Source organism: Franzmannia qiaohouensis (genome assembly GCF_031451695.1).
Classification (GTDB): Bacteria; Pseudomonadota; Gammaproteobacteria; order Pseudomonadales; family Halomonadaceae; genus Franzmannia; species Franzmannia qiaohouensis.
On sequence record NZ_JARWAM010000009.1, the window covers coordinates 129,731 to 142,914 of the forward strand.

Below are 13,184 nucleotides of genomic sequence, written 5' to 3' on the forward strand. Positions count from 1 at the left end.
CGGGCAGCGAGCGCCTGGCCGCTCGCTGCTACTCCTCTTGCTCGCGCTTCTTGCGCTGCGCCAGGCGGCCAAACAGCATCCCCACCTCGTAGAGCAGATACATGGGCACCGCCAGCAGGCTCTGGGAGATGATGTCTGGTGGCGTCAGCAGCATGCCGATGACGAAGCAGCCCAGAAAGATATAGGGCCGCTTCTGCGACAGGCTCTCGACGCTGGTGGCGCCGGAGTAGATCAGCAGGAAGGTGGCGATGGGTATCTCGAAGGCCACGCCAAAGGCGAAGAACAGCTTGAGTACGAAGTTGAGGTAGGCGTTGATGTCGGTCATCACCGCGACGTTCTCTGGCCCGGTCTGGGTGAAGAACTGGAACAGCAGAGGAAATACCACGTAGTAGGCGAAGGCCGCGCCAGCATAGAACAGTGCCACGCTGGAGGCGAGGATCGGAATCGCCAGGCTCTTCTCGTTGTCGTAGAGCCCCGGTGCGATGAACGCCCAGGCCTGATGCAACACGAACGGCACGGCGATGAACACCGCCACCACCAGGGTCAGCTTGAAAGGTGCCAGAAACGGCGAGGCGACCTCGGTGGCGATCATCTGCGAGCCTTCCGGCAGCATGTCCATCAACGGCTGGGCGACGAAGATGTAGATATCGTTGGCGAAGGCATAGAGGCCGAGGAAGATCACCAGGATCACCACCACCGAGCGCATCAGCCGTGAGCGCAGCTCGATGAGGTGCTCGATCAGTGGGGCCTGGGACGCTTCATCCTGCTTATCGCGCTGATTGTTGCGAGAGCCGTCGTCGCTCATCGGGAGGGCGAATCCTTGTCACTGGGGGGCGATGATGGGGCTGCCTGCTCGGGCGTCGCCGACTCGCGCCTTGCCTTGCTTGCCAGCGCCTTGTCCAAGCGCTCGCTGGCGGCAGGCGGTGTCTCTTCACGGTCAGCGTCAGCAGGGCTGCCCTGAGCGTCACCCTTGGGCGACGTATCGTGATCGGGCTCGGCGTAGCGCTCGACGTCACGCTTGACACGGCCCAGGCTCTCGTCGAGTTTCTTCTGCTGGTCGTTGAGTTTTTGGCGCAGTTCTTCGGCCTCAAGTTGGGCGTTGATCTCACGCTGCATGCCTGACACGGTGCGCTTGATCTTGCCGATCCATAGTCCCAGGGTGCGTGCCGCCTTGGGCAAGCGTTCGGGGCCCAGCACCAGCAGGCCAACGATACCGATGAGCAGTAACTCGAGAAAGCCGATATCCAACATGGGCGATTACTTGCGCTCTTCCTGGTCTTCGGTCTTGTGCTCGGCCTGGACGTCGTAGGTGTGGCCGGCTTCCTCTTCGTGGCTGACCTTGGCCTGGGGCTGGTCGGCGGCCTCGTCGTCCTTGCCCTTGTCCTTGTCGTCCTCGTGCATGGCCTTCTTGAAGCCCTTGACGGCGCCGCCCAGGTCGCCGCCGACATTGCGCAGCTTCTTGGTGCCGAACACCAGGATGATGATGCCAAGTACGATTAACAGCTGCCAGATACTGATGCCACCTAACATGTTGAGTCTCCCACTAATCGAAATATGCGTGCCGGGTCAGGGCGACGGCGTGCGGGCGGCTTTTTCATCCAGCCCGGAGGTGCCGAAGCGACGTGCCAGCTCGTCGAGTACCGCCTGATGCTCGATGTCGAGGTGCGACAGCATCACCAGGCTATGAAACCACAGGTCGGCGGTTTCGGCGACTACCGCCTGACGGTCACTGTCAACGCCGCTAGCGGCGTCCTTGGCGGCGAGAATCGTCTCGGTGGCTTCCTCGCCGACCTTTTCGAGAATCTTGTTCAGGCCCTTGTGGTGCAGGGCGGCCACGTAGGAGCTGTCGGCGGCAGCGTGGCGGCGTTCGGCGAGCACGTCAGCGAGCCGCTCGAGTATATCACTCATAGGGAGATCATCCTCTGTCGCAAGGGGGTTGGGGTCAATGCCAGGCGAGTAGCAGCACGCCCAGCGCCGCCGCCACCACCACCGGCCACGGCTGCTGAGCGGCCCAATTCAGCAGCGGCTGCCAGGCCAGCGCCGCGGCCAGCAGCAGCGCGCCAAGGCGCAGCCGGCGGGCGCCGTGGCTGCTGGCGATGAGCTGTCGGCGCATGCCGACCAGCGACTCGGCCTGACGGCGACGCTGCTGGCGCTCCAGCTCGGCCCGCGACAGCGCCTGGTGGGCGAGTACCGGCAGTTCGGGCAGCTGGCGGGTCAGCTCCGGCGCCTGGCGCTTGAGCGACTCCCACAGCCCGCTGGGGCCGGCGCGCTCCTTCATCCAGCGCTCCAGATACGGCTTGGCGGTGCTCCACAGGTCGAGGTCGGGGTAGAGCTGACGGCCCAGGCCCTCGATATTGAGCAGGGTCTTCTGCAGCAGCACCAGCTGCGGCTGGACCTCCATGTTGAAGCGTCGCGCGGTCTGGAACAGCCCCAGCAGTACCTGGCCGAAGGAGATGTCCTTGAGCGGTTTCTCGAGGATCGGTTCGCACACCGCGCGGATCGCCGCGGCGAACTCGTTGGCGCGGGTATCCTCGGCCACCCAGCCCGACTCGATGTGCAGCGCCGCCACCTCGTAATAGTCCTGGTGGAAGAAGGCCAGCAGGTTGCGCGCCAGGTAGTCCTGGTCCTCGCGGGTCAGGCTGCCGACGATACCGCAGTCGATGGCGATATACTGCGGGTCCAGAGGGTTGTCGCGGGCCACGAAGATATTGCCGGGGTGCATGTCGGCGTGGAAGAAGTTGTCGCGAAACACCTGGGTGAAGAAGATCTCCACGCCGCGTTCGGCGAGCTTCTTGAGGTCGGTGCCCTGGGCCTCTAGAGCGCCGAGATCGGCCACCGGCACGCCGTGGATGCGCTCCTGGACCATTACCCGGGTGCGCGTCAGCGACCAGTGGATGGCCGGCACGTAGAGTATCGGCGAGTCCTTGAAGTTGCGCTTGAGCTGCGAGGTGTTGGCGGCCTCCTTGTGCAGGTCGAGCTCGTCGAACAGCGTCGCTTCGTAGTCGCGCACCACCTCCACCGGGCGCAGCCGCCGCGCTTCGGGCACCCGCGCCAGGACCCGCGCCACGCGGTACATCAGCGCCATGTCCTGGCGCATCACGCGGTCGATGGCGGGGCGGATGATCTTGACCACCACGTCTTCACCGCCGTGCAGCCTGGCGGCGTGGACCTGGGCGATCGAGGCCGAGGCCAGCGGCGTGGTGTCGAAGCTGGCAAAGGCCTCGGCCAGCGACATCTCGAGCTCGTCCTCGACCAGTGCCACGGCCGCGTCGCCGGGGAACGGCGGCACCTGGTCCTGGAGGCGCTTGAGTTCATCGGCGATGTCGGGGGGCAGCAGGTCGCGGCGGGTCGACAGCATCTGGCCAAACTTAACGAAGATCGGGCCCAGCGCTTCCAGCGCCAGGCGCAGCCGCTCGCCGTGGGAGCGACTGCCGATCGGCACCAGCCGCAGCGGCGAAAGCCGGAAGGCCAGGCGCAGCCACCACGGCAGGCGCTCCAGCGGGATCAGCGTATCCAGCCTGAAGCGGGTGATCACCCACAGGATGCGCAGCAGCCTCATGCTGTGCCTCCGCGCCGCGCGGCCAGGCGTCGCTCGAGACGCGCAATCCGCGCTGCCAGCCGGTCGCTGCCAAGCTCGAGCTCTGTGAGCAGGTCACGGGCCACGTCCTGCTGGCCGCGGCCGGTAAACAGGCGCGCCTCTTCGAACAGGTATTCACTGAGATCGGCACGTAGCTGCTGGGCGCTGCGCGCGCCGAAGCGCCCTAGCCTGCGGCTGCCCTCGGCCAGCCGATGGGCCGGCTGGTCGCCGAGCAGGCGCGCCAGCTCGCCCTCCCAGTCGGCGCCGAGGTCGAGGAGCAGGTCGCGCAGTGCTTCGAGCAGGGCCGGATTGCCGCGCACGGAGAGGCGGCCCCGAAACATCAGGCGTTCGATGGACTCGCCGCCGAGCAGGGCGCCGAGGCTCTCGGCGTCGAGCTCGAGCCGCGCGTCGGCATCGGCTGCATCGTCGTGGTCGGCACGCTGCAGGTGCAGGCCCTGGGGGTGCACCTGCAGCAGCAGGCTGAGTCGCGGGGTGGCCAGGCTGACCACCAGCCGCTTGCCGGCCAGCGCCTCGAGCCGCGCCGGCGCCGCGGGGTCGCGGGCCAGCAGGGCATTGAGGGTCGCTTCGAGGCCGGCCAATAGCATCACAGCTTGATGCCGCGGTGCAGGGCGACGATGCCGCCGGTGAGGTTGGTGTACTCGACCCGCTCGAGGCCGGCGGCTTCCATCATTGCCTTGAGCGTCTCCTGGTCCGGATGCATGCGGATCGACTCGGCGAGGTAGCGATAGCTGTCGGCGTCGTTGGCGACCAGCTCGCCCATCCTGGGCAGCAGGCGGAAGGAGTATTCGTCGTATACCTTGGACAGCAGCGCGCTGGGTGGCTTGGAGAACTCCAGCACCAGTAGCCGGCCGCCGGGCTTGAGGACGCGGGCCATGGAGCGCAGGGCGGCGTCCTTGTCGGTGACGTTGCGCAGGCCGAAGGCGATGGTGATGCAGTCGAAGCTGTTGTCGGGGAACGGCAGGCACTCGGCGTTGGCCTGGACGTACTCGACGTTGCCGCCGACGCCCTGGTCGAGCAGCTTGTCGCGGCCTACGCGCAGCATCGATTCGTTGATATCGGCCAGCACCACGCGCCCGTTTGGTCCTACCAAGCGCGAGAACTTGAGCGTCAGGTCGCCGGTGCCGCCGGCGATGTCGAGCACGCTATGACCGGGACGCACCCCGGCGCGCTCGATGGTCAGGCGCTTCCAGACGCGGTGGATGCCCAGCGACATCAGGTCGTTCATGACGTCGTAGCGGGCCGCCACCGAGTGGAAGACGTCGGCGACGCGGGAGGCCTTCTCCTCGAGGGGGACTTCCTGATAGCCGAAATGGGTGGTGCGCTTGTCCATGGATGGCCCCTGGCTGGATTCGTCGCGCCGACGTGCGGGCACGTCAGCAAATGGCGATATTGTAGCGCCCCGGCCAGGGTGTTGTCCTGCGCGGTGGGGTCGCAGGCAGGGTTATTCGAGATAGCCTCGCCGCTCGGGACTGATCCGGCGGCAGGCCTGCGAGGAGGCGCTGTAAACCCATCCCTGGGCGCTACCTTGCGCCATCCATGGCGCAAACCTCCTCTTCGACCTGCCCCCGGCGTCCCTCGCTAGCAGCAACTGAGGTGGCTCAGGCGCCAAGGGCTCAAAGCTGCTTGAACTGGATGGTCTGGGGTTCCCGGGAGGCGCCGGCCTCGTCCAGGCGGCGCAGGTAGTCGGCCCAGTTGGTGTCGTGATCGACGGCGATGGCGTAGAGGTAGTCCCAGCTGTAGAGGCCGCTGTCGTGGCCGTCGTCGAAGTGCAGCTTGAGCGCGTAGTTGCCGGCCTGGGTGATGTTCTGCAGGCCGACGTCCTTCTTGCCGACCTGCAGCACGGCGGTATCAGGGCCGTGGCCGCGGACCTCGGCGGAGGGCGAGAAGACCCGCAGGTACTCGACGCTGAGCAGGAAGCGCTGGCCGTTGGGATACTCGAGCTCCAGTTCGCGGGCCTTCTGGTGGTAGTGCACCTTGCTGGGGATGGGGGTATCCATATTGATGACTCCAAGATTTAGGCCTCAGGGGTGCCGCTGTCGGTGCTTACGTATCTTATGTACCGCGGGCCGAGCGGCTACCTCAGCTCGAGAGATAGGGCCTAGCATCGAGCGGGCGCGGAGTTAGCCGACGACAGGTCTTCGCGGAGGCGCTGTGAACCCCTCCCTGGGCGCTACCTATGCCATCCATGGCATAGAACCTCCGCTTCGACCTGTCCTCGGCACCGCGCCGCCTGCCACTATTCAGATGCTAGCCGCTGCGGTTTAGAGAATATACCGCGACAGATCCTCATCCATGGCCAGCTCACCAAGTTGCGAGTTGACGTAGTCGGCGTCGATGACCAGCGGGCTGCCCAGGTCGCCGCCCTTGAACGAGGCTTCCTCGAGCAGGCGCTCCATCACCGTGTGCAGGCGCCGCGCGCCGATGTTCTCGGTGCCTTCGTTGACCTGCCAGGCGATCTCGGCGATGCGCTGGATGCCGTCCTCGGTGAAGCTGATCTCCAGGCCGTCGGTGGCCAGCAGCGCCTGATACTGCTTGGTCAGCGCCGCAGAGGGTTCGGTGAGGATGCGCTGGAAGTCGTTGGGCGTCAGCGCCTCGAGCTCGACGCGGATCGGCAGACGCCCCTGCAGCTCGGGAATCAAGTCCGAGGGCTTGGAGAGGTGGAAGGCCCCGGAGGCGATGAACAGGATATGGTCGGACTTGACCATGCCGTGCTTGGTCGACACCGTCGAGCCCTCGATCAGCGGCAGCAGGTCGCGCTGTACGCCTTCGCGGGAGACTTCGCCACCGCTCGACTGCTGGCCCTTGGTGACCTTGTCGATCTCGTCGAGGAAGACGATGCCGTTCTGCTCCACCGCCTCGATGGCGCGGCGCTTGATCTCCTCCTCGTTGACCAGCTTGGCGGCTTCTTCGTCGCGCAGCAGCTGCCAGGCGTCCTTGACCGCGACGCGCTTGGTCTCGCTCTTCTGCTTGCCCATGTTGGCGAACATGCTCTGCAGCTGGTTGGTCATCTCCTCCATGCCCGGCGGGGTCATGATGTCGATGCCCGGCCCCTGGGGCGTGACCTGGATGTCGATCTCCTTGTCGTCGAGCTGGCCTTCGCGAAGCTTCTTGCGGAACAGCTGGCGGGTCGAGCTATCGCTGCGCGGCGCTTCTTCCTGGCCACGCGGCGGCGGCAGCAGGGCGTCGAGGATACGATCCTCCGCGGCGTCTTCGGCCTTGTGGCGGACCTCTTCCTTGGCCTGCTCGCGGGTCAGCTTGATCGAGGCCTCGGTGAGGTCGCGAATGATCGACTCGACGTCGCGGCCGACATAGCCGACCTCGGTGAACTTGGTGGCCTCGACCTTGATGAAGGGGGCGTTGGCGAGCTTGGCCAGGCGCCGGGCGATCTCGGTCTTGCCGACCCCGGTGGGACCGATCATCAGGATATTCTTGGGCGTCACTTCACCACGCAGCGAATCGTCGAGCTGCATGCGCCGCCAGCGGTTGCGCAGGGCGATGGCCACGGCGCGCTTGGCATCCTGCTGGCCGATGATGAACTGGTCGAGGGCGTGAACGATTTCGCGGGGTGTCATCTGGGTCATGGGGCGGCCCTCAGAGCTCTTCGAGAGTAACGTTGTGGTTGGTGAACACGCAGATGTCGCCGGCGATCTCGAGGGATTTCTCGGTGATCTCGCGGGCCGACAGTTCGGTGTTCTCCAGCAGTGCGCGGGCCGAGGCCAGGGCGTAGTTGCCGCCCGAGCCGATGGCAATGATGCCGCGCTCGGGCTCCACCACGTCACCGTTGCCGGTGATGATCAGCGAGGCGTCCTTGTTGGCGACGGCCAGCAGCGCTTCCAGGCGGCGCAGGGCGCGGTCGGTGCGCCAGTCCTTGGCCAGTTCCACGGCGGCCTTGACCAGGTGCCCCTGGTACTTTTCCAGCTGCGACTCGAAGCGCTCGAACAGCGTGAAGGCGTCGGCGGTGCCGCCGGCAAAGCCGGCCAGCACCTGACCGCGATACAGCCGGCGCACCTTGCTGGCGTTACCCTTCATCACCGTGTTGCCGAGTGACACTTGGCCATCGCCGGCCAGCGCTACCTTGCCGTCGCGGCGCACGGATACGATCGTGGTCATGTAGTGCTTACTCCCAAAAAGACGTGCTACAGGAGATGCGGGCGCGATGCGCTGAAATCAACCGCCGGGAGTTGCCCGGCGGACGCGCTTGATCAGTTCTGCAGCCGGATCATCAGCGGCTCGATGCCCTGGGTGAGCATCAGGTCCTGGGCGCGGTTGAGCTCGCGGGTATCGTCGTAGGGGCCGACCTGGACGCGGTGCCAGGTCTGGTTGTCGCCGGACTGCACCTCGCTGATCTGCGCCTGGAGGCCGAAGTTGCGCAGCCGGCCGGCGAGCTGCTCGGCATCGCCCGACTCGCGGAACGACGCCGCCTGCAGCATATAGCGGCTGTTGGCTGCGGCCTGGCTGGGCGCTTCGGCGACGGGCTGCTCGGCCGCTGCCTCGTCGGCGGCGGTAGTACGGGCGATCTGCTCGGCGATCGGGTCCACCACCTCGTCGCTGGGCGGCTCGGCGGCGGCGGTATCCTCGCTGGGAGTGGGCGGCTGCGGCGGCACCACCACCTCGGAGCGAGGCGCGACCACCTCGGATTCCGGCAGCAGGGTGTAGAACTCGAAGGTCGGCATGCGCGGCTCATCGGCGGCGTCGGGTTCGCCCTCGGCGGGGCTGCTCGAGGGCGGCTTGGGCAGCACCGTGGCCAGCGGCGTGGGCGCGCTCTCCTGCACGTACTGGGCGAGAAAGAACCCGGCCACCAGGCCGGCCACACCCCACAGCCAGCCGGGCACGCCGCGGCGCTGGGCGGGAGCACGACGGCGCGGGGCGGCGCCGCGTTTCTTGGGCGCGGGGCGGCGGGCCATTACATCTCCTCGGGGGCGCTCACGCCCAGCAGGTCGAGGCCGTTGCGAATCACCTGGCGGGTGGCGAGCCCCAGCGCCAGCCGGGCGTTGCGCTGGGCGTCGTCATCGACCATGACCTTGACCGCGTTGTAGCAGGTGTGGAAATCGGCGGCCAAGTCCTGGAGGTACTGGGCGACCTGCTGCGGCTCGCGATTGCCGGCGGCGTGCTCGACGACCTCCGGGAAGCGCGCCAGGCGATTCATCAGCGCCTTCTCCTGGTCGGCCTCGAGTTGGGCCAGGCTGGCCACGGCCAGGGCGGGGTCGAAGGGCTTGTGGTCGGCCTCGGCGCGACGCAGCACGCTGCACACCCGGGCGTGGGCATACTGCACGTAGTAGACCGGGTTGTCGTTGGACTGCGAGCGGGCCAGGTCGATATCGAAGGTCAGCTGCGAGTCGGCGCGGCGCGCGGCCAGGAAGTAGCGGGTAGCGTCGCGGCCGACCTCGTCGATCAGGTCGCGCAGGGTGACGTAGCTGCCGGCGCGCTTGGAGAGCTTGACCTCCACCCCGGAGCGGGTAACCAGCACCATCTGGTGCAGCACGTAGTCGGGCCAGCCCTGGGGGATGCCGGTTTCCAGCGCCTGCAGGCCGGCGCGCACGCGGGTCACGGTGGAGTGGTGGTCGGCGCCCTGCTCGTTGATCACCTGGCCAAAGCCACGCTGCCACTTGTCGAAGTGGTAGGCGACGTCGGGCAGGAAGTAGGTATAGCCGCCGTCGCGCTTGCGCATCACGCGATCCTTGTCGTCACCGAAATCGGTGGTGCGCAGCCACAGGGCGCCGTCCTCTTCATAGGTGTGGCCGCCGTCGATCAGCTTGGCCACGGTGGCCTCGACCTTGCCGTCGTCGTACAGCGACGACTCCAGGAAGTAGACGTCGAACTCGACACCGAAGGCCTTGAGGTCGAGATCCTGCTCGCGGCGCAGGTAGGCCACGGCGAACTCGCGAATGGCGTCGAGGTCGTCGGCATCGGCCTTGGCGGTGACGTGGCGGTCGTCGGCGTGGATCGTCTCGCCGGCCAGGTAGCTGGCGGCGACGTCTTCGATGTAGCCGCCGCGGTAGCCATCTTCCGGCCAGCTGGGGTCGTCCGGGCCGAGGCCCTTGGCGCGGGCCTGCACCGAGAGCGCCAGGTTGCTGATCTGGGCGCCGGCGTCGTTATAGTAGAACTCGCGGGTGACGTCGTAGCCGGTGGCTTCGAGCAGCCGGCAGATCGAGTCGCCGATCGCCGCGCCGCGGCCGTGGCCGACGTGCAGCGGCCCGGTGGGGTTGGCGGAGACGAACTCGACCTGCACCTTCTGGCCCTTGCCGATCAGGCTGCGGCCAAAGGTGTCGCCGGCGTCGAGCACCTGCTGTACCACCTGGGCTACGGCGTCGGTGGCGGCGAAGAAGTTGATGAAGCCGGGCCCGGCGATCTCGGTGCTGCTCACGGCAGATGACTCGGGCAGGGCGGCAACCAGGGCTTCGGCCAGCTCGCGGGGCTTCTTGCCGGCGGGCTTGGCCAGCATCAGCGCCAGGTTGGTGGCGTAGTCGCCGTGGGCCTTGTCCTTGGTGGGGTCGACCTTGATGGTCGGCGCGATGTCGGCGGGCAGCACGCCCTGCTGCTTGAGGGCGGCGAGTGCCTCGTCGAGCAGCGCGATGATGGTCTCTTTCATGAGTGCTCTGATGTCCTGTGGCGCGTGGCGTGGCAACGGCCGAAACGGCTTGGTCGCCCATTATCGGCAATTGCGGGGCGGCTTTAAACCCTGTGGGGGAAAGCAGGTGCGAACCTAAAGCGATGCATGAGTTCGTGGCGGCTATCCGCGGCGCCGGGGGCAGCCTTGAGCGAAGCTCATTTTTCAGGGATGAAAAATGGAGCGCCCATGGATGGGTTCACAGCGTTTTCGCGAAAGGCTGTGCCCGGTGTAGCCGCGGTCATGGCAAGATCGGCTCTTCGAATTCAGCTCAATGTCTGCGGGTCGATATCCAGCGACCACCGGACCCGGCGCGCATCGCGGCTGGCTTCGAGCCACGCCACCAGCCAGGCGCTGGCCTCGTGGAGCTTGCTGCGCTGTGCGCCGCTCAGCATCAGCTGGACGTGGTAGCGGTTCTGGCGGCGCTCCATGGGCGCCGGTACCGGCCCCAGGCAGTGCACCTCCAGGCTGCCGGCGAGCCACTCGCGCAGGGCTTGGCCGGCGCCGGCGGCCAGCGCCGTAGCGTCGGCCTCGCGGGGGCTCTCGAAGCGCGCCAGCGCCATGAAGCGAAACGGCGGCAGTGCGGCGGCGCGGCGCTCGGCGAGCAGCTGCTCGGCCAGCGCATCGTAGCCGATCTCGGCCAGCAGTCGCAGGTGCGGATCGTCGCTGTGCAGGGTCTGCACCAGTACCCGGCCCGGGTGCTCGGCACGCCCGGCACGCCCGGCGACCTGCACCAGCAGCTGGGCGTTCTGCTCCAGGGCGCGGAAATCGCTGGCGTAGAGGCCGGCGTCGGCGTTGACCACCACCACCATGGTGACATGCGGCAAGTGGTGACCCTTGGCCAGCATCTGGGTGCCCACCAGCAGGCACGGCTCGCCGCGCTTGACCTCGCCGAGCAGCTGCTCCATGGCATCCTTGCGCCGCGTGCTGTCGCGGTCGATGCGGTGCACCGGCACCTCGGGGAACAGCTCGGCGAGGGTCTCCTCGGTGCGCTCGGTGCCGGCGCCGAGGGGGCGCAGGTCGGCGCTGCCGCAGTCGGGGCAGGCGTCGGGCAGCGGCTGCTTGTGGTCGCAGTGGTGGCAGGCCAGCTGCTGGGGCTGGCGGTGCAGCGTCAGGCGCGCGTCGCAGTGGCGGCACTCGGCCATCCAGCCGCAGGCGTGGCAGGCCAGGGTCGGGGCGAAGCCGCGGCGGTTGATGAACACCAGCACCTGATGGCCGGCGGCCAGGGTGGTGCGGATGGCCTCGATCACCGGCGGCACCAGGCCGCCGCGGCGCGGGCGGCCGCGCAGGTCGATCAGCTCCATGCGCGGCGGGGCATGGCGGCTGGCGCGGTTCATCAGGCGCAGGTGGCGATAGCGGCCGCTGCGCGCCTGGGCCAGCGTCTCCAGCGACGGCGTGGCGCTGCCCAGCACCAGCGGAATGCCGTCGCGGTGGGCGCGGGCCACGGCCAGGTCGCGGGCGTGGTAGCGCAGCCCGTCCTGCTGCTTGAGCGAACCGTCATGCTCCTCGTCGACGATGATCGCACCGGGGCTCGCCAGCGGCGTGAAGATCGCCGAGCGGGTGCCGATCACGATTGGTGCGCGGCCGCTGGCGGCGGCCAGCCAGGCGTCGAGGCGCTCGCCGTCGGAGAGCCCCGAATGCAGGGCGACGACCGGCACTCGAAAGCGCTTGCGGAAACGCTGCAGGGTCTGCGGGGTGAGGCCGATCTCGGGCACCAGCACCAGTGCCTGACGGCCGCGCGCCACCACCGCCTCGATCAGCTGCAGGTAGACCTCTGTCTTGCCGCTGCCGGTAACGCCGTGCAGCAGGCAGGGGTGGAAGCGATCGAGCCCTTCATGCATGGCCGCCAGCGCCTCGGCCTGCTCGCGCTTGAGCGGCAGGCTGGGCTCGGCCAGCAGCTGGTTGGCGGCCGGCGCTGGGGCGGCGATCAGCGGCTCGCTGCTGGCCTCGGCGAGGCCTTTCTCCAGCAGGCCGTCGAGCTGTGCGCGGCCAAAGCCCTGGGCGGTGATGGCGTTGACGGCCAGGCCCCGCGGGTGCTGCTGCAGCAGTTCGAGCAACTCGGCCTGGCGGCGCGCGCGCCCCAGGTCGTCGCGGCTGGCGCCACGGCCGCTGGCGGTCAGCTGCCAGCGTTCGCGGGTGCGTGCCTCCAGCGGCCGGCCCTGGCGCAGCAGCACCGGCAGCGACTGGTGCAGGGTGTCGCCCAGCGAATGCTGGTAGTAGCGTGCGGCGAAGCGGCACAGCCACAGCCAGTCGTCGGGCAGCGGGTCGCTGTCGAGCCAGGCGCTGACAGGCTTGAGATCGGCAAGCGGGAAGTCGCTGTGGTCGCGGCACTCGACGACGATGCCGATCACTTCGCGACGCCCGAACGGTACCTGCACCCGCAGCCCCGGGCGCCAGCCGTCGGGTGGCGGCGTGGCGCAGGGGCGGTAGTCGAACAGTCGCCGCAGGGGGCTGGGCACGGCGACTGCCAGGACGGATGAGGCGCTTGATGCAGCGGGCGTGGTAAAAGGAGTGGCGGGCAATTGGCCTCCGCGGCTGGCTCTGCTAAGATACGTGCCCTTCGGGCTCGGGGCGCGACCTCGTGGCTTCGAAACCACCCGGTCTGTCGTTGCGCTGAATGGCATGACAACTGTATGACAACCGTATGCGGTGCCTGGCAGGTGATCAGGTGGCGGCATACAGCATCATGAGGCTTCAAGATGAAACAAGGTATCCACCCCGATTACAAGAAGGTCAGCGCTACCTGCAGCTGCGGCGCTACCTTCGAAGTCGGCTCGACTTCGGGTCACGACTTCAACCTGGACGTCTGCTCACAGTGCCATCCGTTCTATACCGGTAAGCAGAAGCAGGCGACCACCGGTGGCCGCGTCGAGCGCTTCAACAAGCGTTTCGGTGCCGCCGTCAAGCGCGGCTGATCGCTCGCTGTCGGTTCGTGAAAAACCCGCCGCCCGGCGGGTTTTTTGTGGCTGCTCGCCTGGC

Annotated in this window: 14 protein-coding genes; 1 reads left to right on the top strand and 13 read right to left on the bottom strand. The window is 67.6% G+C overall.

Going from position 1 to position 13,184, the window contains the following annotated elements; translation table 11 throughout:
• Window positions 1-28 precede the first annotated feature (28 nt).
• The 13 genes from tatC to QC821_RS13890 all read right to left on the bottom strand — a co-directional run bounded on the left by tatC (window position 29) and on the right by QC821_RS13890 (window position 12,883).
• Complete coding sequence (gene tatC / locus QC821_RS13830; protein ID WP_309722546.1) at window positions 29-805, bottom strand: twin-arginine translocase subunit TatC; 777 nt, start codon at window positions 803-805, stop codon at window positions 29-31.
• Window positions 802-1,251, bottom strand: coding sequence for a Sec-independent protein translocase protein TatB (tatB, locus tag QC821_RS13835; RefSeq protein WP_309722548.1), 450 nt, complete (start codon window positions 1,249-1,251; stop codon window positions 802-804). Before tatB ends, tatC begins: the two co-directional genes overlap by 4 nt.
• A gap of 6 nt (window positions 1,252-1,257) precedes the next feature.
• Window positions 1,258-1,530 (bottom strand): Sec-independent protein translocase subunit TatA, encoded by a 273-nt coding sequence (tatA, locus tag QC821_RS13840; protein ID WP_309722549.1) that lies wholly within the window; start codon window positions 1,528-1,530, stop codon window positions 1,258-1,260.
• A 36-nt stretch (window positions 1,531-1,566) separates the two neighbouring features.
• On the bottom strand, window positions 1,567-1,908 hold the full coding sequence (locus tag QC821_RS13845; protein ID WP_309722551.1) for a phosphoribosyl-ATP diphosphatase: 342 nt from the start codon (window positions 1,906-1,908) through the stop codon (window positions 1,567-1,569).
• A 34-nt stretch (window positions 1,909-1,942) separates the two neighbouring features.
• On the bottom strand, window positions 1,943-3,559 hold the full coding sequence (ubiB, locus tag QC821_RS13850) for a ubiquinone biosynthesis regulatory protein kinase UbiB (protein WP_309722553.1): 1,617 nt from the start codon (window positions 3,557-3,559) through the stop codon (window positions 1,943-1,945).
• Window positions 3,556-4,182, bottom strand: a complete 627-nt coding sequence (locus QC821_RS13855; protein ID WP_309722785.1) for a ubiquinone biosynthesis accessory factor UbiJ — start codon at window positions 4,180-4,182, stop codon at window positions 3,556-3,558. Before QC821_RS13855 ends, ubiB begins: the two co-directional genes overlap by 4 nt.
• Window positions 4,182-4,928 (bottom strand): bifunctional demethylmenaquinone methyltransferase/2-methoxy-6-polyprenyl-1,4-benzoquinol methylase UbiE, encoded by a 747-nt coding sequence (gene ubiE, locus QC821_RS13860; protein ID WP_309722555.1) that lies wholly within the window; start codon window positions 4,926-4,928, stop codon window positions 4,182-4,184. Before ubiE ends, QC821_RS13855 begins: the two co-directional genes overlap by 1 nt.
• A gap of 283 nt (window positions 4,929-5,211) precedes the next feature.
• The gene (locus QC821_RS13865) at window positions 5,212-5,595 is read right to left on the bottom strand and encodes a gamma-butyrobetaine hydroxylase family protein (RefSeq protein ID WP_076746324.1); all 384 of its coding nucleotides are present in this window, start codon (window positions 5,593-5,595) and stop codon (window positions 5,212-5,214) included.
• Between the two features lie 264 nt (window positions 5,596-5,859).
• On the bottom strand, window positions 5,860-7,179 hold the full coding sequence (hslU, locus tag QC821_RS13870; RefSeq protein WP_089658877.1) for an ATP-dependent protease ATPase subunit HslU: 1,320 nt from the start codon (window positions 7,177-7,179) through the stop codon (window positions 5,860-5,862).
• A gap of 10 nt (window positions 7,180-7,189) precedes the next feature.
• Entirely contained in the window at window positions 7,190-7,708 is a 519-nt protein-coding gene (hslV, locus tag QC821_RS13875) for an ATP-dependent protease subunit HslV (RefSeq protein ID WP_076746326.1), read from the bottom strand.
• A gap of 92 nt (window positions 7,709-7,800) precedes the next feature.
• Window positions 7,801-8,502 carry an SPOR domain-containing protein gene (locus QC821_RS13880; protein WP_309722562.1) on the bottom strand — a complete coding sequence of 234 codons (702 nt, stop codon included), beginning with the start codon at window positions 8,500-8,502 and terminating at the stop codon, window positions 7,801-7,803.
• Entirely contained in the window at window positions 8,502-10,187 is a 1,686-nt protein-coding gene (gene argS / locus QC821_RS13885; protein ID WP_309722565.1) for an arginine--tRNA ligase, read from the bottom strand. The genes QC821_RS13880 and argS overlap by 1 nt, the downstream gene beginning before the upstream one ends.
• Before the next feature lie 284 nt (window positions 10,188-10,471).
• Window positions 10,472-12,883: a primosomal protein N' gene (locus QC821_RS13890; protein WP_309722567.1), complete on the bottom strand. Its 2,412-nt coding sequence runs from the start codon at window positions 12,881-12,883 to the stop codon at window positions 10,472-10,474.
• Between the two features lie 21 nt (window positions 12,884-12,904).
• On the opposite strand from QC821_RS13890, the gene rpmE reads away from it, so the two are divergent.
• Entirely contained in the window at window positions 12,905-13,120 is a 216-nt protein-coding gene (gene rpmE, locus QC821_RS13895; protein WP_095621450.1) for a 50S ribosomal protein L31, read from the top strand.
• The last annotated feature ends 64 nt before the right edge of the window (window positions 13,121-13,184 follow it).